This is a genomic window from Nitrosospira sp. Nsp1 (assembly GCF_900100985.1).
Classification (GTDB): domain Bacteria; phylum Pseudomonadota; class Gammaproteobacteria; order Burkholderiales; family Nitrosomonadaceae; genus Nitrosospira.
Window position 1 is genome coordinate 1 of record NZ_FMUF01000004.1, and the last position, 22,988, is coordinate 22,988.

22 protein-coding genes are annotated in these 22,988 nt (G+C 52.6%); 15 read left to right on the forward strand and 7 right to left on the reverse strand.

All coding sequences use genetic code 11. The annotated features are described in order from the left end of the window. Positions 1-484: 484 nt before the first annotated feature. The 3 genes from BLP78_RS03340 (at position 485) to BLP78_RS03350 (ending at position 3,478) form a co-directional block, all read left to right on the forward strand. Positions 485-733 carry a hypothetical protein gene (locus BLP78_RS03340; protein ID WP_090456516.1) on the forward strand — a complete coding sequence of 83 codons (249 nt, stop codon included), beginning with the start codon at positions 485-487 and terminating at the stop codon, positions 731-733. A gap of 707 nt (positions 734-1,440) precedes the next feature. Further along, on the forward strand, positions 1,441-2,256 hold the full coding sequence (gene pepA / locus BLP78_RS03345) for a flocculation-associated PEP-CTERM protein PepA (RefSeq protein WP_090456518.1): 816 nt from the start codon (positions 1,441-1,443) through the stop codon (positions 2,254-2,256). A 328-nt stretch (positions 2,257-2,584) separates the two neighbouring features. Continuing rightward, entirely contained in the window at positions 2,585-3,478 is an 894-nt protein-coding gene (locus BLP78_RS03350; protein WP_090456520.1) for a hypothetical protein, read from the forward strand. 66 nt (positions 3,479-3,544) lie between these two features. Here the strand turns inward: BLP78_RS03350 and nirK are convergent, their stop codons facing one another. Continuing rightward, entirely contained in the window at positions 3,545-4,936 is a 1,392-nt protein-coding gene (gene nirK, locus BLP78_RS03355; protein WP_176752773.1) for a copper-containing nitrite reductase, read from the reverse strand. Positions 4,937-5,134: 198 nt separating this feature from the next. On the opposite strand from nirK, the gene BLP78_RS03360 reads away from it, so the two are divergent. From BLP78_RS03360 to BLP78_RS03415, 12 genes are all read left to right on the forward strand, one after another. Next, positions 5,135-5,920, forward strand: coding sequence for a Stp1/IreP family PP2C-type Ser/Thr phosphatase (locus BLP78_RS03360; RefSeq protein ID WP_090456523.1), 786 nt, complete (start codon positions 5,135-5,137; stop codon positions 5,918-5,920). A 146-nt stretch (positions 5,921-6,066) separates the two neighbouring features. Beyond that, complete coding sequence (gene sucC / locus BLP78_RS03365) at positions 6,067-7,266, forward strand: ADP-forming succinate--CoA ligase subunit beta (protein ID WP_090456525.1); 1,200 nt, start codon at positions 6,067-6,069, stop codon at positions 7,264-7,266. 1 nt (position 7,267) lies between these two features. After that, a complete protein-coding gene (gene sucD / locus BLP78_RS03370; protein WP_090456527.1) occupies positions 7,268-8,146 on the forward strand; it encodes a succinate--CoA ligase subunit alpha in 879 nt (292 codons plus the stop codon). A 208-nt stretch (positions 8,147-8,354) separates the two neighbouring features. Next, positions 8,355-9,266, forward strand: coding sequence for a CobD/CbiB family protein (locus BLP78_RS03375; RefSeq protein WP_090456530.1), 912 nt, complete (start codon positions 8,355-8,357; stop codon positions 9,264-9,266). A gap of 95 nt (positions 9,267-9,361) precedes the next feature. Next, the gene (locus tag BLP78_RS03380) at positions 9,362-10,885 is read left to right on the forward strand and encodes a helicase HerA-like C-terminal domain-containing protein (RefSeq protein ID WP_090456532.1); all 1,524 of its coding nucleotides are present in this window, start codon (positions 9,362-9,364) and stop codon (positions 10,883-10,885) included. Between the two features lie 201 nt (positions 10,886-11,086). Next, the gene (locus BLP78_RS03385; RefSeq protein ID WP_256329998.1) at positions 11,087-11,362 is read left to right on the forward strand and encodes a hypothetical protein; all 276 of its coding nucleotides are present in this window, start codon (positions 11,087-11,089) and stop codon (positions 11,360-11,362) included. An 88-nt stretch (positions 11,363-11,450) separates the two neighbouring features. Next, on the forward strand, positions 11,451-12,590 hold the full coding sequence (locus tag BLP78_RS03390) for a D-alanyl-D-alanine carboxypeptidase family protein (RefSeq protein ID WP_090456534.1): 1,140 nt from the start codon (positions 11,451-11,453) through the stop codon (positions 12,588-12,590). Between the two features lie 98 nt (positions 12,591-12,688). After that, the gene (locus BLP78_RS03395) at positions 12,689-13,564 is read left to right on the forward strand and encodes a D-amino acid aminotransferase (RefSeq protein WP_090456536.1); all 876 of its coding nucleotides are present in this window, start codon (positions 12,689-12,691) and stop codon (positions 13,562-13,564) included. A gap of 162 nt (positions 13,565-13,726) precedes the next feature. Then, positions 13,727-14,047, forward strand: coding sequence for a YbeD family protein (locus BLP78_RS03400; RefSeq protein WP_090456538.1), 321 nt, complete (start codon positions 13,727-13,729; stop codon positions 14,045-14,047). Positions 14,048-14,088: 41 nt separating this feature from the next. Continuing rightward, positions 14,089-14,763, forward strand: coding sequence for a lipoyl(octanoyl) transferase LipB (gene lipB, locus BLP78_RS03405; protein ID WP_090456541.1), 675 nt, complete (start codon positions 14,089-14,091; stop codon positions 14,761-14,763). Positions 14,764-14,926: 163 nt separating this feature from the next. Next, entirely contained in the window at positions 14,927-15,871 is a 945-nt protein-coding gene (gene lipA / locus BLP78_RS03410) for a lipoyl synthase (RefSeq protein WP_090456543.1), read from the forward strand. Positions 15,872-15,955: 84 nt separating this feature from the next. Then, positions 15,956-16,636, forward strand: coding sequence for a DUF4197 domain-containing protein (locus BLP78_RS03415; RefSeq protein WP_090456545.1), 681 nt, complete (start codon positions 15,956-15,958; stop codon positions 16,634-16,636). Between the two features lie 85 nt (positions 16,637-16,721). Here BLP78_RS03415 and BLP78_RS03420 read toward each other — a convergent pair whose 3' ends face one another. The 6 genes from BLP78_RS03420 to rimO all read right to left on the reverse strand — a co-directional run bounded on the left by BLP78_RS03420 (position 16,722) and on the right by rimO (position 22,936). Beyond that, positions 16,722-17,363: an ABC-type transport auxiliary lipoprotein family protein gene (locus BLP78_RS03420; protein ID WP_090456547.1), complete on the reverse strand. Its 642-nt coding sequence runs from the start codon at positions 17,361-17,363 to the stop codon at positions 16,722-16,724. 1 nt (position 17,364) lies between these two features. Beyond that, on the reverse strand, positions 17,365-18,270 hold the full coding sequence (locus BLP78_RS03425) for an MlaD family protein (RefSeq protein WP_090456549.1): 906 nt from the start codon (positions 18,268-18,270) through the stop codon (positions 17,365-17,367). 9 nt (positions 18,271-18,279) lie between these two features. Next, complete coding sequence (locus BLP78_RS03430) at positions 18,280-19,062, reverse strand: ABC transporter ATP-binding protein (protein ID WP_090456551.1); 783 nt, start codon at positions 19,060-19,062, stop codon at positions 18,280-18,282. An 11-nt stretch (positions 19,063-19,073) separates the two neighbouring features. Then, complete coding sequence (locus tag BLP78_RS03435; RefSeq protein WP_090456553.1) at positions 19,074-20,210, reverse strand: ABC transporter permease; 1,137 nt, start codon at positions 20,208-20,210, stop codon at positions 19,074-19,076. Between the two features lie 716 nt (positions 20,211-20,926). Then, positions 20,927-21,406, reverse strand: coding sequence for a cytochrome c (locus tag BLP78_RS03440; RefSeq protein WP_090456555.1), 480 nt, complete (start codon positions 21,404-21,406; stop codon positions 20,927-20,929). A 186-nt stretch (positions 21,407-21,592) separates the two neighbouring features. Beyond that, positions 21,593-22,936, reverse strand: a complete 1,344-nt coding sequence (gene rimO / locus BLP78_RS03445; RefSeq protein WP_090456557.1) for a 30S ribosomal protein S12 methylthiotransferase RimO — start codon at positions 22,934-22,936, stop codon at positions 21,593-21,595. Positions 22,937-22,988: the final 52 nt, after the last annotated feature.

Here is a 22,988-nt window from a genome sequence, read left to right on the forward strand (position 1 = left end):
CCCAGCTCCCAGAACTGCTTTGGTTCGTGCCATCTCCGCTCCCATGAGGACAATGGCTAAAGTGTAACTGATATTTATTTATCCGAACAGTATTGGGTCAGGTCTTGTTAATTGCCACATCAGGGTGAATTCACTTTCGGCTACCCGATTGAATCGCTTCTGAAAGAACATGGCTTGACGAAGGATAACCTGAGAAATTACGTTGAGCGTATCAAGCTGCAATATTATTCAGACTTGCCGGCGGCGTGATACTGGCATCAGGAGGTGTTGAATTGAGGCCGCTTCTACTTCAAAAAGGCTCTTATCCAGCTCGTCTATAAAACCACTTTTAAAAAATGGTTTTATATACTATAAATAATCGTGACGGCCAGCGGAGGAAATTTCCAGTAGTTGGCGAACCCGTGGACATAAGTAAGGCTGTCCAATTATGGTTGACGCTGGTTATTTATTTATACCATGTTGCGCAGAGTAGAGGAGGTTTCAAATGAAAACCGCAAAATTGTTATTGTTATCTTTGGTAACTACTGTTGGCTTCTCTTTCCCTGCTGCATGGGCTGGAGAACCTAATACCGCACTTTTGGGGAATGAACAGTCTCAGGTTAAATCTGATAATGGTAATTCGAAGGCGACACAGGGCCGCGATTGCCCTCCCGAAATAAGTCATGAAAAAGATGCCCAGCATACGGGAATCCAGCAGAGTGAAGGACAGCATGGTGGCGTTCTAAAGGAGTAACACCGCGACCATCAATTATTGTGCAAGTTAATAAAGATTTCATTGTTGGCGCCCCTGAATTCCAAGCCGGATTCAGGGGCGCTTTCTCATGCGCTTTCCCATGTTTCAGCCGCTATGCCCTTTCCCTGGATATCATCCCATCCAAGGCAGCGTAGACTTGGCGTTCACTTTCGTATAAAAACGGAAAATAAGGGTCAAGTCTTGTTTCTTGTCAATCGTTGCTGTTTCACAATGCGACTCACCCGGGAGTAATGTAGTCTGAAATGATCCCCGATCTCCTTCAAACTGTAACCACCGCTGGCGTAAGCATCGAAGATCGCTTCGTCTCGCCCATGTGTCTCGTCGATCTGGGTCAACGGTTTCGGTGGTAGCCGTTGCTGGGCGTCAGGTTTTTTCAGTTCTGTTTAGTCATGGCAGGTTATTTCCTCCTTAATCGCTTTCGGTATGGGTGCTCCGAGGGGTTCACTCCAAAAATGGGTCAGTTTTACTCCGGCGATGGCCGATTGCTGTCGAAAATTATTACACCTCATCCACTGTAGCGGGAGCGATCTGCTTTAACAGGCTGATTATAAAATGAATAGAATAACGGCATAGATATTGCTTAGACTAGCGATGCTAGTACTAAGGTACTAGATTTATAATTTGTTCTGATACCTAAGCACTAGAGTTGCTGCTGACATACATTATCAATTCAGTCTGGAGAGACCATGAGGAAATTGGAGTCATCAATAAAAACCATCGCTATTGCAGCTGCTTTTGCCACATCTTGTAGTCTAAGTACCCCCACATTCGCCCTTGCTATTTTCGGAGTTAATGAGGGCAGCGTCCCTGGTACGCAAGCAAATACTTTCAACGCAGATAAGATTAACGGCAGTTATAACGAAGTGTTTACCGCTACCGGAGCCAACACATTCAGTGCGAGAACAATTTTTTCTCTTGGCAGTTATACATTGGGCAGCGGAGGAGCTGTTACCAGCTATCTGAATGGTCCAGAGCCCGCAGGCTATACAGCATATGCCGTTGCAACCTCTTCAGGTATTTTCTCGGTATCGGGTCCCACGGGTAATATTCTTAATATCACTGCTACAAGCAGCTCTTTGGAACTTTATATAGATCCCAACTCGGACACAACAGTAATTTTGCCGGGAACTGGTACAGGAGGTATTACTCGTACATCCTTCGCGGATGACTTGCGCCTCATGTCGGGCTTCAATGGAACAGGCGAAGGAAGCGGGGACAGTACTAGACTAGATCCTGGCAACTTCGCCATATTGTTTAATGGCACAGCCTTGGATCCTAGTGGGGAACTTTATTTCACATCCCCCCGTCCGTTTTACGTTGGTTTTCAGACAAACGGAAACTTCAATCCGTTTAATCCCGCACCCGGCGCCACTACATTACAGCAAGGAGTCGCGAATTTATTTTTCTCCGATAATACTGTGCCGGAACCTGCCTCTTTAGCTTTGCTCGGTATCGGTCTTTTCGGAATGGCGGCAATAAGAAGATGGCACCCCAACGCCTAGAAAATTATATTTGGTGGGTTAAATTTGGGAAAAACTGATCCCACCATGTGTTGAAAGGGTTAGCGTAACTGCTAACCTTTTTTATGGTATGGGGTTACAGTGCAGATCTTGTCCGCCGTTCGCGCGCCAAGGCACCAATATCGAACATCAAATCACGGACAATACCTTGTATATGCTCCCTGAGCGAAGCCTCTAATGTCCTTGCATTTTTCAGAATCTTGGCTATCGTTAATAGAGCTGACCGTGCAATTATCGATGCGCAAACCTGGTGGCAGCTTGCGTGGAGCCGCAGCGTTTCGAGGAACGGGTCTTTCTAGAGGAGGCGAAGATGAAAAAAAAATTAATCGTCTGGATCGCTGGATTCGGATTGGTAAGCGGAATTGCCGGTTGCTCCAGTATACCCACTGTCTTTACCGATATTGACGTTCCGGGGGCTGTATCCACTCATCCGCGTGGCATAAACAACGCCAGCCCGGCGGGGTCCGCCTCCATTGTTGGGTACTATGTCGATAAAGCAGGAAATATCAATGGGTTCCAGCGGGATCTTCAAACCAGTTTTGTCACGCTTGTCGTTGACGGAGCCATTGAGGTTAAAGCTTTCGACATTAATAATTCCGGCCCCGGCGAGATTGTGGGCACCGTCCGCGACGCATTCGGGCAGCGCGCGTTTCTGCTGGATGGCGGCGTTATATCCTTTCCCGGTAATCCTCCGATTCCCACTGCCTATGGCATTAACGATGGCGGGCTCATAGTCGGCACCTTCTCGGACATGGCGGCCAGGAATTACGGCTTTACCTTTCCGCCTGGCCCCGGTGGTCCCATCAGTGTATTCAACGACCTGTCGACGCAAACCTTCGGCATTAACAACACGCGAAGAATGGTAGGAACCCTACAGGAGGCCACCGGTGAATTCAACGCTTTTTATTTGTCGGGACCTGACATTGCGAGCGCCGAGCGCATCGTTATCCCAGGCGCTACCAGAAGCGGTGCTTACGGCATCAACGATGCCGATGCGCCGGATGAGGTCAGGCACGTTGGAACCTATACCAAGGACGGGATCGACCGGGGATTTATATTTACGGAAGCGCGTGGCGTGGAAACATTTAACGTTCCGCGAGCAAAACATACACGCGCGTTTGGCATCAATGACGCTGGAGAGATCGTAGGGGAATATGTTGACTCCTTCGATCATACGCATGGTTTTTTAGGAACCTTTCGCTGATCGAAACCACCCTTGGCTGCAGCTCTTTTGTTTGAAGCTATTTCGTCCCTGCCGTCGCCGTCGGCATTATTCCTGACGGCCGGAGGTAACGCCGGTTTTTTCGCTGCTGTTGAATATTGCCGGGTTTGGCTTGCCATTGACCGTCAGGAAACCCGCCAGCCCTTTCTCCATGCGCGACAACGCGTGGTCGACCAGTATGTATTGGCCCGGATAATCCACTTTGAACTCCACTATGGTGGCGCCCCCAGGCGGGACAAGCGTGGTTTGTACGTCGGTTAGCCGCGGACTGGTCAGCGAAGCGTGGTCATATACCTTATCGAATACTTCCCCGATGACGTGAAAACTCGAGGTTAGATTGGGACCACCCACGCCGAAGTATATCCGCACATTTTCGCCCACATTGGCTTTCATTTTGTACGTTTTCGTGAGCGCATCCATGGTTCCATTGAACATAAGGTGACCCGGATTCTCGGCGAGAAGTTTTTCGAGCGAAAACTCATGCAAGCCTGGGGCGCCATGCCGTTGCGCGGTGTAGAGCTCGCCCTGCATTACGTAGAATTCCCTGTCGACCTCCGGCATGCCGCCTTCCGGTTCAACCAGAATCATTCCATACATGCCATTTGCGATGTGCTGAGCGACCATGGGAGTCGCACAATGATAAACGAATAGTCCCGGGTGCAGTGCCTTGAAAGTAAAGCTCTTATGCTGACCGGGCGCAACCTGGGTGACTGTTGCGCCTCCGCCCGGCCCCGTAACCGCGTGAAAATCTATCGAATGGATATGAGCGCTGTCTTTTGCATTGCGCAACTTGACGGTAACTGTGTCGCCCATCCTTATGCGCACAAACGGGCCCGGCACCTTGTTGTTGAAGGTCCAGTATTTATAGGTGCTGCCATCCGAGAGCCGACCCTCGATCTCGGTGGATTCGAGATCCAGCATCACGTGTTTTGGCCCTCGGTTACCGACAGGTTCGCCTACCGCATGGGGATCCTGTGCAACATCTATTGCATTGCTTTTTGCCTGCTCCTCCGGGGTACCCACGATGAGTTGGCCGAACATGCCGGCGGCCTTATGGCCAGGCAGCGTGCAGAGGTATTCAAACTTGCCGGTGCGCGTTGCACGGAATACTATCGTAGTGGCTGCGCCCTTTGCCGTGATATTGCCGGACTTCACACTGAAGTCGGGAATAGCGATGTCGTGGACGGCGCCGTCGCCATTGATCAGGTTGATCTGGACAACCGCACCTTCGGGTACTTTCAGATCGGGGTTGATCTTGCTCGCAATGGCATCGGTTTCACCGATAAAGACCAGTTTGCCGTCCGCGATGTCGGTGCGCAAGGTAAAGGTAACATCGGGCGTGTAAGTGACGGCATCGCCATGATTGTGTTCGGCGGCAAACGATATCGAGCTGAAGCTCGATATACAAACCGTCGCCAACAGAAAAATCAGTGCCCGCATGCTTTCTCTTTTGAAAAGTTAGACATTATGCAGTACCCGTACTGTGGGATGCTTCCATGAAGCCCGCCTTCCCGGTAAGAATACCTGCTTTAATCAGAACTGTATATCCATCCGGTATGTCAAATGGCATGAGTAATTGATCGGGCGCTATCGGATGTTTTGCCCGGACCTGTGGACTGTGGATTCCCTGGATACGATATGGTCAAGCTGATCTCGGCAGGCGCAACTGACATCGGACTGTTACGCAGCAATAATGAGGATGCCTACCTCGTTATGCCTGAAGCCGGGTTTTTTGCAATCTCGGACGGGATGGGCGGCGCGGCGGCGGGTGAAATTGCCAGTCGTTATTTTATTGAAACGGCGCAGGCTGTTTTTCGCAGCCGTGCTCCTTCTTTAAGGGAAACAGACCATGAACTTGCCCGAAAAGTCTTCAGGTGTTCAAATGAACGGATATTCGAACATACCGCACAGTATCCAGATGACGAAGGGATGGGATGTACCGGCGATCTTCTGGTGTTTGATGGGGACAGATATGTTATCGGTCACGTCGGAGACAGCAGGATCTACTTGCTGAGGGATGGCATCTTGCGGCAGTTGACCAAAGACCATTCCTTGGTGCAGCGCATGGTGGACAATGGAACACTGACACCGGAGGAAGCGAAACATCACCCGCGGAAAAATATCATTCTGCAAGCGCTTGGGATAGATCCATCGGTGTCGTTCGATATTCTGGAGGGTGCGGGGCTCAGCCATGACATTTTTTTGCTATGTACGGATGGGCTGACGGATATGGTCGCGGATTCAGCGATCCAGGAGATCCTGCTTTCCTCGATATCGATCCAGCACAAGGTCAAAGAGCTGATCGCGGCGGCTATTGCTGCAGGGGGAAGAGATAATGTCACGGTAATACTATGTGAAGTAAATATCGATCGGGATTCAGCGGATTCATCCGTTAAGAAAGACAGCGATCGCGCCGATCGATGATATCGGCATATAACCCGACAATTCGATAGGGATAACCCTGTCGCGAGCTCAGTGTTCGTGTTGGCTCATTCGAAACTGCTGCCTTCTTCATGCAACGTCGCTAAACGAATAGGATATACTTGGTTTTCCGCGTTACTGGAGAGGCCATGAAAATCCACGAATACCAGGCTAAACAGATTTTGCGGGGATTTGGCGTTAGCACGCCCCTGGGAATCGGTTGTGTTAGTGTTGAGGAAGCGGTCGAGGCTGCCAGAAAGCTGGGCGGTGGCGTGTGGGCGGTTAAAGCACAGATTCACGCCGGCGGGCGTGGCAAGGGGGGTGGCGTAAAAGTAGCCAGGTCGCTTGATGAGGTAAAGCAATTCGCTGAAAAGATACTGGGCATGACGCTGGTTACGCATCAGACCGGCCCGCGCGGCCAGGTTGTCCGGCGTCTTCTGGTAGAGCAGGGGATTGATACCCGAAGAGAGTTTTATATCGGCCTGGTGGTTGATCGAAGTAGCCGGTGCGTTTGCCTGATGGCCAGTTCCGAAGGAGGAATGGATATCGAGGAGGTTGCGGCCAGGAACCCGGAAAAGATTCACAAGGTGTTGATCGATCCGATCATCGGGCTAACCGCCCAGGAGGCTGGCGACATTGCCGGCAAGATCGGGATCGCGGAAACAGCAGTGGAAGAAGCACGGGCTCTTTTACAGAGTTTGTACCAGGCCTACGACAGCACGGACGCCTCATTGGTCGAAATCAACCCGTTGATACTTACCGCCGAGGATCATATCGTCGCGCTCGACGCGAAAATGAGTTTCGACGACAACGCGCTCTTCCGCCACCCTGATATTGCTGGCCTGCGGGATCTGGACGAGGAAGACCCGGCGGAGATCGAGGCATCCCAGCATGGTCTCTCCTATATCTCCCTGGACGGCAACATCGGTTGCTTGGTTAACGGCGCGGGTCTGGCGATGGCAACCATGGATATCATCAAGCTCTACGGCGGAAATCCGGCCAACTTTCTGGATGTCGGCGGGGGCGCTACCGCCGAAAAGGTGGCGGAAGCATTCAAGCTGATGTTACGCAACCCCAAGCTGCAAGCCATACTCGTAAACATATTTGGTGGCATCATGAAGTGCGATGTGATCGCAGAAGGCGTGGTGGCGGCGGCGCGGGAGCTGAAGCTGAACGTTCCGCTGGTGGTGCGCCTCGAAGGAACCAATGTGGATCTGGGCAAAAAAATCCTGGGTGAATCCGGACTGCGGATAATTTCCGCAGGGAATATGGCGGACGCTGCGGAGAAGGCTGTCATGGCCGCACAGTCGATGGCGCCGGCAACAGAATCTGCAACAAAAGAGGTGTAGTATGGCTATCCTCATCGACCGCCATACCCGTGTCATGACTCAGGGTATTACCGGTAAAACCGGGCAGTTTCATACTCGCATGTGCCGGGATTATGCCTACGGAAAAAATTGTTTTGTCGCGGGCGTGAATCCGAAGAAAGCAGGCGAGGATTTCGAAGGCATTCCAGTTTTCGCTACCGTTCGGGAAGCGAAACAGGCAACCGGCGCGACGGTTTCCGTTATTTACGTGCCGCCGCCATTCGCCGCCGCCGCTATTGACGAGGCCGTGGACGCGGAGCTGGACCTGGTAATCTGCATTACAGAGGGTATTCCGGTCCGCGACATGCTGCGTACCTGCCACAAGATGCAGGGGCGGAAAACCCGGCTGATCGGCCCCAACTGTCCGGGCATTATCACCCCCGGCGAAATCAAGATTGGCATTATGCCGGGTTACATCCATAAGCAAGGGCGCGTGGGTGTGGTATCGCGTTCCGGCACGCTCACTTATGAAGCTGTGGCGCAGCTGATGGAGCAGGGATTGGGCCAGTCCACCTGTATCGGCATTGGCGGTGACCCTGTGAATGGGCTGAAGCACCTTGATGTAATGAAATTGTTCAATGACGACGATGACACCGATGCGGTTTTGATGGTGGGTGAGATCGGCGGCTCCGATGAGGAAGATTGCGCCCGTTGGGTCAAGGAGCATATGAAGAAACCATTGGTGGGCTTTATTGCAGGTGTTACCGCGCCGCAGGGCAAGCGCATGGGGCATGCCGGCGCGGTCATCTCCGGTGGTAAGGGCACGGCACAGGAAAAGCTCGCCCTCATGGAAGAGTGCGGGATTAAAGTAACGCGCAATCCTGCCGAGATGGGCAAGTTGCTCAAATCAGTGTTGCGATGATATATAACCCGGATGTTTCATAAATTGACGCGCGCCCTCGCTGGTCTTTTGTTTCGTATGAAAATTTCGTTCAGTCGGGCGTATGAATAACTACGTCACTCTTTCACAAAATTTCCCCACAAAACAAAATCCTGCGCAATCATCACGCAAATTTATGAAATATCCGGGATAAGAACGGAGTAGCAGAAACCTGTATGATTTTTTCGCAATGACCTTTTTCTCCTTGATCTCCGCTTTCCTGCTGGACCAGTGGCGTCCAGGCAGTGATCGCAATCGTTTCGTTTTGCTCTTTCTCTCCTATGCGGATTGGCTGGAGCAATATTTCAATACCGGCGCGCGCCGCCACGGCATAGCGGCCTGGATCGCCGCAATGGCGCCGGTACTGATACTCTGGGGTTGGGTCTACTATTTGTTGCATGGCCTCAACCCCTTGCTGGCGTGGGCATGGAATGTAATTACGCTTTATCTCACCATGGGATTTCGCCAGTTCAGCTATTCATTCACCGAAATCAAGGATGCGCTCAAAAATGGGGATTTGCTCCTCGCTCGCAAGTTACTGAAGGAACTGCATGGAGTCAAAGCGGACAAGCTCGACAGCCAGGAAATCGCGCGGGTTACCATCGAGAGGGGGCTTGTCTATTCGCACCGTTATGTATTTGGGATTATTGTTTGCTTTGCCGTCCTGCCGGGACCGCTGGGCCCGGTGTTGTATCGCCTGGCGGAATTATTGGAGGAACGTTGGAGCGACCGCCCGGACGCTTTTGGGGATTTTGCCGCAAAAGCATTCCAGATAATCGATTGGCTCCCGGCAAGGTTGACTGCGTTGAGCTTCGCCATTGCAGGTAATTTTGAGGATGCGGTTTATTGCTGGCGTGCGCAGGCGGCATCATGGGTAGACCAGAACCAGGGCATCATCCTCGCCAGTGGCGCGGGCGCCCTTGGGGTTTGTCTGGGTGATCCGTCGGAAGAAGCCGGTGGTACACATTATCGTCCCGAACTGGGTGTAGGCGAAGAAGCCGATGTGGATTTTCTGCAAAGTACGGTAGGCCTGGTCTGGCGTACCCTGGTGTTGTGGCTTCTGCTGCTTCTGATGCTCGACATTGCCGGTTGGGCAGGGTAGGGAAGAAGAGCCGGTTGCCAGATTGCATAAAAACAACATTGCTGATGCATTGACGTAATGCCGAACCAATTCTTAAGCCAATTCCCGAGGTTTTCATGACGAACCCGTTATTAATTGCCCGTTCTGATCATACGATCGGGTTGCTACCCAACTTCGCCAATCGGCATGGGCTGATTACCGGCGCGACCGGCACCGGCAAGACCGTCACCTTGCAGGTGTTAGCCGAGCGATTCTCGTCAATCGGGGTGCCGGTATTCATGGCTGATGTCAAAGGCGACCTGGCGGGCCTTTCCGCTCCAGGCGAGGGTTCGCCGAAACTCAGGGAACGGCTTTCGCATCTCCAGCTTGATGAGCCGCAATGGAAGGCATGCCCGGTTACATTCTGGGACGTCTACGGAAAAGCAGGCCATCCCGTCCGTACAACGATTTCAGATATGGGACCGTTGTTGCTGGGGCGGCTATTCAACCTGAACGACACGCAGCAGGGCGTGTTGACAATGGTGTTCAAGATAGCGGATGACAACGGACTGTTGCTGCTTGACATAAAGGATCTGCGCGCCATGCTGCAATTCATCGGTGCAAACGCGAAGGATTTCACTGTCCAGTATGGCAACGTTTCAGCGGCCTCGATAGGGGCCATTCAGCGCGCATTGCTGGAGATCGAGCAACAAGGAGGAGATAACTTCTTCGGCGAGCCGATGCTCGACATAAGCGACTTGATACAAACCGACAGCAATGGGCGTGGCACGATCAATATTCTTGCCGCCGAAAAGCTGATGAACTCGCCCAAGTTGTATTCCACTTTTTTACTGTGGATATTATCGGAGCTGTTCGAGCACCTTCCCGAAATTGGCGATGAAGGGAAGCCGAAGCTGGTGTTTTTCTTCGACGAGGCCCATTTGCTGTTTGGCGAAGCACCCAGGGCATTGCTGGAGAAAATTGAGCAGGTGGTGAGATTGATACGCTCCAAGGGAGTAGGGGTATATTTTATCACGCAGAGTCCGCTGGATATCCCCGAAAGCGTTTTAGGCCAGCTTGGCAATCGAGTGCAGCACGCATTGCGTGCGTTTACGCCGAGAGACCAGAAGACAGTCAGGTCCGCAGCCCAAACCATGCGTGCCAATCCGAATTTTGATACCGAAAAGGTAATCACCGAGCTCGCTGTCGGCGAAGCTCTCGTGTCGTTTCTGGATGAGAAAGGCCGTCCCACCATGGTTGAGCGTGCATTTATTTTACCGCCGGCATCGAGAATAGGCCCCATTACCGATACGGAGCGCGCGGCCATCATCAGATCGTCGGTTATTTTCGGTCATTATGAACAGATAGTGGATCGCGAATCGGCATACGAAATAATCAGGAGCCGTACAGCCGTAAAACAGAATGCCGAAGGTGAGGCAGATCCACAGCCGGCCAGGACGGGCTCAACGGATGCCGGCGGAGGCATGATGGATATGCTGGGCGATATGCTGCTCGGCAAGACAGGTCCGCGCGGGGGCCGTCACCCCGGCATTCTCGATACGCTTGCCAAAAGCGCAGCTCGCTCTGCTGGCTCGCAGGTCGGCCGCGAGATCTTTCGAGGCGTTTTGGGTGGCATCTTCGGGGGTGGGCGCAGGCGTTGACGATTACAACCGTATCCTGAACCGCCTGAACTGCCGAAAGCAGATTGGTTTAGCATAGCGTAGCCCGGCAGGTTGCTTGATACGAAGACTGCCCGAGATACGAACGAGCAGGAATGCAGGATTCTGTCGTTCCCCTGGTGCTATCTTTCGCCTGGGAGTGGTACGGGTATCATATCTCTATCAATTAAAGGGGAGCGGGCGATGCGTTTGATCGTGGCGGTTTTTCTGGTTACGGCATTCGCAGGCTGTGCGGCTACGAGACAGAGCGAGCGCCCGCCGGGACCCATGCCTGCGACCACGCGACCCGTCTACAACCTCACGGGTTACTCGCCAGCTTTCAAGGATGGCTATATCGATGGCTGCGAGACTGCAAAAAAAACGCGTTTCGGATTCAAGAACAAAAGCCGGTTTGCAGCCGATGCCCAATATAAACTGGGTTGGAACGACGGTTTTAGCATTTGCGGCGGCCGACAATAGAATCGGATGCCGCGAAATTGCCGGCAATCCGTACCCCGGTAACGCGATCGATGTGGCTGGGATATAATGGCGTTTTTTGCCGCTATCAATGAGACGTTTACTTCCTCTATTGCTGTGCGTGTTGGCCTTACCCGCTACGGCACAGCAAGCTCAGCTTTCCGCGGCCCCGCAGGCCTTATCGGTGGCTGCCAAATCCTATATTCTCACCGATTTTCAAAGCGGGCAGACTTTGTTCGGTCAGAATGTTCACGAACGTGTCGAGCCCGCGTCGCTTACAAAGCTGATGACAGCGTATGTGGTTTTCTCCGCGCTCCACCAGAAACGCATCACCCTGACGCAGAGCGTGGCGGTGTCGGAGCACGCCTGGCGCGCGCAGGGTTCCCGCATGTTTATCGAACCCAGCAGGACGGTAACGGTTGATGAATTAATGCGCGGCGTGATCGTTCAATCCGGCAACGATGCCTGCATAGCGTTGGCCGAAGCTGTCTCGGGCTCGGAGAGTGCCTTCGTACAGATAATGAACAAGGAGGCGAGCCGTTTGGGCATGAAAAATACCCGGTTCGCCAATTCAACCGGTTTGCCGCATTCCGAGCATTACAGCACGGCTTACGATCTCTCCCTGCTGGCGGCTGCCATGATCAGGGATTTTCCTGAATACTACCCGCTTTATTCCCTGCGTGAATATACGTACAACAAAATCACGCAAGCTAATCGTAACCGTCTGCTGTGGCTTGATCCCAACGTGGACGGGCTGAAGACCGGACATACCGAAGCCGCGGGCTATTGCCTTATTACGTCGGCCAGGCGTGGCGAGCGGCGACTGATTTCGGTAGTGATGGGAACGGCCTCCGATAGTGCGCGTGCCATGGAAAGCCAGCGTATGCTGAATCATGGCTTCCAGTTCTACGATACCGTCCGGCTGTATCCGAAGGAGAAGGAAGTGATAGCCATCCAGTTGTGGAAAGGTGCGCAGGACAAACTCAGGACAGGTTTCGGGTATGATGTTTATTTCGCGCTCCCCAGATATCAGGCCGATAAGCTGAAAGCCAGGGTGGAATATAAACAGCCTCTGGTTGCTCCCATCACTGCAGGACAAAAAGTGGGCAGGGCGAAATTTACGCTCGATGGCAAACCCGTAGCTGAACATCCGCTGGTGGCGTTGGAAACGGTGAATTCCGCGAATATTTTTGGCCGCGCCTGGGATAGTATGCGGTTGATCTTTAATTAGCGTTGGACTTTTGGCCGCGCCTGGGATAGTATGCGGTTGATCTTTAATTAGCGTTGGACGAGTGCGCTCCGCAGCAGATTTTACGAACAAGGCTCATCATGATTTATCTGAACGGTGATTTCATGCCTATCGAGGAAGCCCGTGTTCCTGTGCTGGACAGGGGCTTCATTTTTGGCGACGGTGTATATGAAGTAATTCCTGTTTATTCTCGCAAAGCTTTTCGCCTGGCCGAGCATCTGCTCCGCTTGCAGCACAGCCTTGACGGGATTCGGCTGCAAAACCCGCATTCGGACAGCGAATGGAGCAACTTGCTGGAGCAAATCATCGCTGGCAATGAACATGACGATCAGTACGTCTACTTGCATGTTACCCGCGGTGTCGCGCGGCGGGATCATGCCTTTCCAAAAGGGGTGGTGCCCACCGTGTTCATCATGAGTAATCCATTGCTGGCGCCGCCGGCGGAATTACTCGCTGCCGGCGTTGCCGCTATCACAGCCAATGACAACCGATGGTTACGTTGTGACATCAAGGCGATTTCACTGTTACCCAATGTATTGCTGCGCCAGATGGCCGTTGATGCGGGCGCAATGGAAACAGTGCTGTTGCGGGAAGGTTTTATGACTGAGGGGGCGGCCAGCAACATTTTTGTGGCAAAAAATGGCGTTCTGCTGGCTCCGCCGAAAAATCATCTCATGCTGCCGGGTATTACTTATGACGTCGTACTTGAGCTGGCGGCGGCCGAAAAAATTCCGTATGAAGTGCGAGCAATTTCTGAATATGAAGTACGTACCGCCCAGGAACTTTTGCTTACCTCCTCGACTAAAGAAATCATGCCGATCACCCGCCTCGACGGTAAACCGGTGGGCGAGGGAAAACCGGGCGCGATGTTCGCATTACTGTACCGGCTCTACCAGCGCTATAAGCACAATGTGATGCGAGGCAACCTTCCAGTATCTAGCCCGGATGTTTCATAAATTGACGCGCGCCCTCGCTGGTCTTTTATTTCGTATGAAAATTTCGTTCAGTCGGGCGTATGAATAACTACGCCACTCTTTCACAAAATATCCCTATAAAACAAAATCCTGCGCAATCATCACGCAAATTTATGAAACATCCGGGCTAGGAAGCCGCAACCTATGAGCTCGTCCGAGCAAACCACGCTAATCGAATACCCTTGTGATTTTCCCATTAAAATCATAGGGCGCGTCGGGTCTTTGCCGGGTTCCCTATCCGGCGCGGCATCGCTGGAACATGGCCGGCAGGAGTTTACTCAGGCAGTACTGATGATCGTAAAATGCCACGCGCCCGATTATGATGAGACGAATCTGGAGGTCAGGATCAGCAAGAAAAATACCTATCTGAGTCTCACCTGTACGATACGTGCCGTTTCCCGCGAACAACTGGATGCGCTATATCGGGAACTATGCGATCATCCGTCGGTATTAATGGTACTTTAACGAGGCCGCGCGTTCTGGAAACCCCGAATACTTTTTCGAGCATGTATCCCCCACGGTTTGAACCGGGAAGCTCAAACATTAAAATCAGATATGCCGGTCTGACGGATTATCTTTCCACCTGGCAAGCGATGAAGGACTTTACCGGTTCCCGTACGAAGAATACGCCTGATGAAATCTGGTTGCTGCAACACCCGCCGGTTTACACTCAGGGTGTGGCAGGTAAGCCGGAACACCTGCTGCATAACGACGGTATTCTCGTCATTCGGACAGATCGCGGCGGCCAGATCACCTACCACGGTCCTGGCCAAATTGTCGCGTACCTGCTGCTGGATATGCGCCGCCTCAAACTTGGCGTGCGCGAACTGGTCAGGAAAATCGAAAGTGCGGTGGTGGATTTGCTATGGGACTATCGCATAGACGCAGTAGGTCGCACGGACGCGCCCGGTGTGTATGTGGGGGGCGCAAAAATCGCAGCGCTGGGGCTGAAAATAAAAAACGGTTGTTGTTATCACGGATTATCTCTCAACGTCGACATGGATCTGGTTCCATTTGCGGCGATCAATCCGTGCGGTTATTCCGGATTACGGGTAACGCAAACCAGAGATCTTGGCGTAACCGATGGATTGGAAACCCTGTGCGGGAAGCTCGCCGAAAAGCTGCAGGCCAGACTCGCAGGCATGGAGAATTCGATATTTCAGGCACAAGCCAACGCGTGACGATAGATGCGGAAAATGTTCGTGCAGCATTTGATTTACATGCAAGAAAGTAATTTACAGCGCCGGAATCCGGAGGCGGAACGCATACCGGAAACTTGCAATGAATATCCGCCAGATGTGCACTTTTTATGTACCCCACCAAGAGGAATAATTCGTTTTATCCATGACAACTGAAACTCGCCAGAAAGGTGCGGCCAAGACCGCGCGTAATCCCGTCAAAATTCTGCCGCAATCCGCCGACGAGGTGTTGCGTAAACCCTCATGGATACGGGTACGCTCATCCAATAGCCAGGAGTTCTACGAGGTTAAACGTATCCTGCGGGAACAGAAACTGCATACCGTATGCGAAGAAGCTTCCTGCCCCAACATCGGCGAGTGTTTCGGCAAAGGCACCGCGACATTCATGATCCTGGGTGACCTCTGTACTCGCCGTTGCCCGTTCTGCGATGTGGCGCACGGTAAGCCGCTGGCACCGGATGCGCAGGAACCTCTGCACCTGGCGCAATCCATCGCCGCCATGAAGCTGAAATACGTCGTCATCACCAGCGTCGATCGCGATGATCTGCGTGATGGTGGCGCTCAGCATTTTGTAGATTGCATACGTGAGGTCAGGGCCCATTCGCCGCGGACAAAAATAGAAATCCTCGTACCGGACTTCCGCGGCCGGTTGGAAGTTGCCCTGGAAAAATTGTTTGCCTGTCCTCCGGACGTATTGAACCATAATCTGGAAACTGTTCCGCGGCTCTATCGGCAGTGCCGCCCAGGCGCCGATTACGCACATTCGCTCAAATTACTGAAAGACTTCAAGGTGAATTTTCCGGATATTCCGACCAAATCGGGCTTGATGCTGGGTTTGGGGGAAACCGACGACGAGATTCTTGAGGTAATGCGCGATTTACGCGAACACGATGTCGAGATGCTCACCATCGGCCAATATCTGCAACCCAGCATTGGACATTTACCTGTATTACGCTACGTACCGCCGGAAGGATTCAAGGAACTGGAACGCGCCGCCATTGAAATGGGCTTCAGCAATGCGGCGTGCGGCCCCATGGTACGCTCCAGCTACCATGCCGACCAGCAGGCGCATGAGGCCGGTATCCGATAACCGATAATTCCATAGTGTTTTTTTGTAAACGACCAGGATACTTTACGGCCAGCAAGTAGCGCGCACCCAACAGGAGTTGCCCAAATGCGTACCATCACTGTATTTATTATCTGGCTTGTCGTTTTTATTCCCGCCTGTGCTACGGGAAGCGGTCCCGTTTCCGACGAAGATACGACGGGTGCGCTGAAGCAAGCACTCACTCAGGGTGCGGATGTGGCAGTGGACAAGCTCGGGGTAGCGGATGGGTTTCTCAATAACCCCAAGGTTAAAATACCGCTGCCCGGGGCGCTGCAGAAAGTGGAGGGCATCATGCGCACTCTGGGCATGAGTAAATATGCCGACGGTTTGATCGTGACAATGAATCATGCGGCGGAGACAGCAGCAGCCGAAGCCAGGCCGCTGCTGATGGACGCGGTGCAAAAGATGTCCGTGAAAGATGCCAGAGCCATATTGACTGGTAGTGACGACGCGGCAACACAGTATTTTCGTACAACGACTTCAGACGCGTTGTCTCAAAAATTTTTGCCGATCGTAAAAAATGCAACGGATCAGGTAGGATTGATCAAGAAATACAACGAATTCGCGGGAAAGGGCGCGAAATTGGGTTTGATTGGGGAAAAGGATGCAAATATTGAAAACTACGTTACACAAAAAACGCTGGACGGGCTCTATCTGATGATGGCCGAGGAGGAACGCGCCATCCGCAGCGACCCGATGGGCCAGGGCAGTAAGTTACTCCAGCGAGTCTTTGGGTCGCTGAAATAATTCAGTTTTGTAGAAGATTACCGAAAATTATTTTAAAAAGATCTTCTGCGTTTCAATCCACCAGGTTTTTTCGACGTCCAGGTTTTCAGGACGTCACGATATTCTTTTCCTCCGGCAGTTCCTCGACAAGCCAGCCAAGCAGATCCCCGATCAGCTTATCGCTCGCTTCCGTTAACGCCCGCACTGCGCCTGTGGCGTTGGGCGCGTGTGCCATCTGCTCGATATGGAAACTACGTTGCGCCGCCAGCGAACGCGTACCACGGTTGATGAGGCTGGCGCGCAATTTTACCACCGCCCGGCTTTGGTCGGTGGTGTCGAATACCTGGGTAAATTCTTCGAGTTCCACGCGCAAAATATAATCTGTCTGCACGCTATCGGCGGTGCTCATCACTCCGCCGTCGCTGATCCCGGCAATTCGACTCCTGATCCACTGGGTGAGCAATGTCGCGGGAGGGGAAGTCCAACGGTTGCTGGCGTAGACATAAGCTTGTGCAGGATCATGATATGCCAGACGATAATGAATCGCTGTGCTGTCCAGCCAGGCTGGCGTTGCTGCTTCCGCCACCAGCAGACTTGCCTGTAGCCGTACATTGCCCGATGCGTCGGCATTATTGGCTGGGGTCGTAAACTGCTGCAAGCCGAAGTCATATATCGCCGTGGGTGTTTGCGTCCGCGGCGCGACGCATCCGGTGAGCGTTACCATTGCCAGAACCAGGATTTTTTTCATTTTAATTTCCCCCAGGAGATACGAAACCCTCTTCTCCCGGACCGGGAGGCGGCGGCGATCTGCCAAACAGAAGACTCCCGGGTTGCTCTTCCAGTTGCAGAAGAACGCGATCCACGTTGCGGGAGTTGCGCGTGATCCCTTCAGCCACGCCATGCAGTTTATGCATGGTGCCGGTAAGCTCGTCGGCCGTTTGAGAAAGGTTGTCGATAGCCCCCCCCTGCTGATTCAATTTGGTTGTGATCTGGTTAAGCCCGGTTACCAGTTGGTCAGTATGATTCAGTACAGAGCTTGCATCGGTGGCCAACCCCGGCAATTTCCTGACCCCGGGTTCCAGCTGCGTGATGAGGCGGCGCATCTGGCCGGTCGCCCCCTCTGTATTTTCCAGTATACGTGTAAACCGTGCCCGGTTCTGATCGTCAAAAACGAGATTCAGCCGCTCCACCAGCCCGTTGGCATTGCTGAGCAGGCGTTGCGCGGAAGTGGTTATGCTATCCAGCTCGGAGGGGCGAAAGGGAATCTGTGCCAGATTGTCCGAATCGGTTTTCAGCCTCTCCGCTTTGCCGCCTTCGTCATTCAATTGCACAAACGCAAGGCCTGTCAGTCCCTGATAACCAAGCTGCGCATATGCGTTTTTGGTCAGCGGGAGATCCTTGTCTACAGCAATACGGATAAGAATGGTATGGGAATCTTTCGGATCCAGGCGGATATCCTCCACTTTGCCCACAGTTAATCCACGGTAACGTACCGTTGCCTGGGAGTTGAGCCCGGTAATGGGGAACGCCGATACCAGCAAGTATTTATCACGCGTCAGTGTGTCGCCAGTTAACCACATGGCCACGGCGGCTATGGCTGCACCCAGAAAAATTACGAATAAACCCGCCACAAGGGCATGGGCACGGTTTTCCATAATAATCCCCTATAAATTATTGCGATTATTTTCCAGTATCTTCTTGCCACGCTCACCGCAGAAAAATTTTGTAATAAATGGGTGCTTCGTATTGATCACCTCCCGAAGCGTTCCAAGCGCCACCATGCGCTGCTCATCCAGGGCCGCCACGCGGTCGGAAAGTGCGACCAGCGTTTCCACATCATGCGTTGCCATGACGATGGTCAGCGTCAATTCGGTACGCAACGTCTGGATCAGCTTGACGAAGCCATCGCTCAGCTCAGGGTCAAGCCCGGCGGTAGGCTCGTCCAGAAACAGCAATTCGGGATCCAGTGCCATGGCCCGTGCCAGCGCGATGCGTTTGATCATGCCGCCGGAAAGCTCGGCAGGCATTCTGATCGCGTGTTTTGTGTCGATTTCCACCATTTTAAGTTTGAGCATAACCAGGTTACGTATCATGTCCTCGTCAAGTGTCCGCAACTCGCGCATGGGCAATGCAATATTGTCATATACCGATAATGCGCTGAATAAGGCGCCTTTCTGAAACAATACCCCGCAGCGGTTGCGCATATATTGCAGCTGTTCGTGCCGTCGACCATGCACGGGCTCGCCAAAAATCCTGACTGTACCTTGTGCGGGTGTTTCCAGGCCCAGCATCTGTCGTATCAAAGCGGTCTTGCCGCTGCCGGAGCCGCCAACCAGTGTAAGGACCTCGCCGCGACGTACGCACAGGTTAATATCTTCATGTACTACATGCGTGCCGAAGCGGGTATACAGTCCTTCAACCGCGATAACGTAGTTTCCATTCGTCATCAATTATCGCCTTACCTTATTCCCACATTGGAAAAAACGACAGCAAAAATCGCATCGATAATAATAACAACGGTAATCGACGTGACGACTGAATTCGTCGTTCCTTCACCCAGGCTTTCAGTATTCGATTTGATTCTCAGGCCGAAATGACAGGAGATTAGCGCGATCGCCATGCCGCACACAACGCCTTTGCCCAGCCCCAGCCACAAATTGGCAATGGCTACCACATCAGGAAGCTTGCTTAAGAAAAACTGATAGCCAAGCCCTAGCTGGACCTCGGCAGCCACCATTCCCCCTATCAAAGCGATGGCGCTCGTCCATAACACTACGAGCGGCATCGCGATACCCAGCGCCATGACTTTGGGCAGTACCAGACGCAGACTGTGAGGTATACCCATCACAGTCAGTGCATCAAGCTCCTCGGTAACCCTCATGACGCCCAGTTGCGCGGTCATGGATGAGCCGGAGCGTCCTGCGACCAATATGGCGGCCAGCACCGGGCCGAGCTCGCGAACGATGCTGATGCCGAGAATATTGATGATGAATATGTCCGCGCCAAACATCTGCAATTGTTTGGAAGAAAGATAGCTCAGCACGATACCGATGAGAAATCCCACCAGCGCGGTGATACCCAACGCCTGGGCACCGGTGCGATACAGGTTCGCGGATATTTCGCGCCAGGGGATCCGTGCAGGATGGCCGGCGAGGTAAATCGTATCCAGTAATAATTGGCCGGATAGAATGATGAGGCCGGTCAAATGCTCCCACAGCAGAAAAACTGCATTTCCGAGGACTGTAATCGACCACAGCAAATCGCGCGGCACAGGCGCGGGCGGGGCAGGTATTTTTTCCAGCCGATTGAAAAGCCTTTCATGCTCGCGCCGCAGCCGCAAATGCCGGGGGCGTTGATTGCCCCAGGCTCGCCACAGCACAACAGCACCTGCGTCATCCATTTGCTGGACTCCGGTGAGGTCCCAGCGTAGCTCCGGATCGGCTGCTTCATTGTCAAGTTCAGCGGATAGCGGCTGAAGCCGTTTTCCAAGGGCCGTCAGAGTGCAGTTCCCCGTGAGCATTAAACGCGGCGCGCCATCCTCACCGGTTACGCGGCGCAATACTATTGACGAATTGCTGCCCTCATTCTCCGGCATGGTGACTGTCCTTGGACAATGCTAATGATAGAATATCGGGCCTGCGCAGGCCTGCTTATTGTTTTCTATTCTAGCCCTTTGTAAAAGCAAAGCGAATCGTTCGTCTGCATGAATCCGTTATCTGAACTTTGCAAGTGGGCGCCGGTAAAGTACTCTGGTACTCTGGGTTTTCAGCTCATTTGACAGTGCATCATGACGAAAAGATCACAGGCAATCATCCGACGCTCTTCTCCAGAATGGTAATTCCAGTCACATTACCATGATACGACGCCAATGCGATAGATGCCGAAAATTCTTACACTAATATTCACACTGTTCGGATTGTGTGTATAACCCTCTGTTTTATTTTAGCTATAGTAGCTGGCATAGAAAATGCTTAGATAGAGCGAAAGATCAAATCGGCAGGTAATGCGAAGGATCGCCACGCATCTGACAAGGCTGGTCAATCCGGCTGGATTTTTTTGGCAGCGCAGCAGTAAAGAAGTGAAGGGGAGGCACCTAACAACAATAACAATAATTCAACAATAATAACAATCGCATAATCAGGGTTTGGAGTGAATTTCAGTAATGAGATCGTACTCTGACTCTGATTATTTTTTTTGCCTCATCACTGTCCTGAAGCGGATAGCATGCGGAAATATTGTTTTTCGTGTCAGGCCTCGCTTTGGGAGCGAGATACGCAATAGTCCGAAACCCCTTTGACTAGGCGGTTTTCATCAATGCTGATGCTGATGCTGATGATGAGAGGATTGCGTTTCCTGCCCCGTCGAATGCTCCTTCAGGCGAATCTGATAGCTGGCGTGGCACGCATTGCATGTTTGCATCGCTTTACTCATTTGCCGTAGGGTATGCTTGGGATCTTGCATAGACTCTGCGTCGGCAGCGATCTGATCGAAGGCCTTGTGGACCGACATGCCCATCTGCATGAATTCCTTCGGCAATACAGCCTTGAGATGATCTTCGCCTTTATGCGCCATCCCGACACCAAGCGAGCGTGCCTCTCGCGCCACCACGGTCATATTCTCTTCAGAAAGCGCATCCAGGATATTCTGCGTTCCCGATAACAGGGCGCGCATTTCCGTGAGCACGTGATCCCGTTGATGCTCGGTAAGCGGAAGGATTCGACGCGTATCAACCTCATTCCCGGTTGCAGTAGAGGCGATAAGGATCAGTGCAATGGCAAGAATATTTCTCAAAATTCATCTCCGGTAACGTATAAGATTTGAACCCAGCCAATGATGGTCGAGTTTTGTCGGGTTTTTTAACACGCAAAAACCGATTAACCTGAATCCGCTCGTAGTGAATTCACCAGGAAGGTGAAGCTTGCGGGATACAAAAGAGGTACGAAAAATCCTTTCGGTTATAGCGTTCAGCTACCGGATTCAGGATGATGTATTCACCGCTTTCGCCCGTAAATCATGCTTATCAGAGCCGATAATCTCGACCTCCATAAACTCACCGGGCTTCACGTTTTTTGCGTTATCGACGTAAACCACGCCATCGATTTCAGGCGCATCGGCCGTGCTCCGGGCGACGGCCTTATTTTTCTGTACCTCGTCCACCAGCACAGTCATACGTTTTCCGATTTTCCGGGCAAGGCGCGTGGTGCTGATATTTTCCTGTACCGCCATGAAGCGGGCGCGCCGTTCTTCTTTTATCTCTTCCGGAACATGGCCGGGTAGCGCGTTCGCCACAGCGCCCTCCACCGGAGAGTAGGCAAAGCAGCCGACGCGATCCAGTTGCGCTTCTTCGAGAAACTCCAGAAGCTGTTCGAACTCCCCTTCAGTCTCGCCGGGAAAGCCGACGATGAAGGTGCTGCGCAGTGTGATATTCGGGCATACCTCACGCCACTGCCTGACACGCTCCAGGTTGTTTTCAGCACTGGCAGGACGTTTCATCGCCTTTAAAATGCGCGGGCTGGCATGCTGAAACGGTACGTCGAGGTAGGGAAGGATTCTCCCCTCAGCCATCAGAGGGATCACTTCATCGACGTGCGGGTAGGGATACACGTAATGCAACCGTACCCAAACGCCAAATTCGCCCAACGCGCGAACCAGTTCGGTCATGCGGGTCTTCAGCGGCCTGCCTTGCCAGAAGCCGGTGCGGTATTTCATATCCACGCCATAAGCGCTGGTATCTTGCGAAATTATCAGTAATTCCTTTACGCCTGCATTGACCAGATTCTCCGCTTCCTGCATGACCTGGTTGATGGGGCGACTGACCAGATCGCCGCGCATGGAAGGAATGATGCAGAAGGTGCAACGATGATTGCAACCTTCCGAGATCTTGACGTACGCATAGTGCCTGGGCGTGAGCTTTATTCCCTGCGGGGGAATCAGGCTGGTGTAAGGATCGTGCGGTTGCGGTAGATGCATGTGTACCGCCGCCATGACTTCCGGCAAAGCATGGGGACCGGTAACCGCCAGCACCTGCGGATGGGCTTGCTTTACCACCTCGCCGCCGCCTTTGGCGCCGAGGCAGCCAGTGACGATAACTTTGCCATTTTCCGCCAGTGCCTCGCCGATGGCATCCAGCGATTCTTCTACTGCGCTGTCGATGAAGCCGCAGGTATTGACGACCACCAGATCGGCGTCCTCGTACGTAGAGGAAGTTTCATAGCCTTCCGCACGCAGTTGAGTAAGGATTTGCTCGGAATCCACCAGCGCCTTGGGACAACCAAGCGAGACAAAGCCGATTTTGGGGGGAAGTTGCTTGAGAGCTGCCATGTGAGGGATTTCTAAGAATAAATGAAATTCGAGATAAACAGGAAAAACAGTC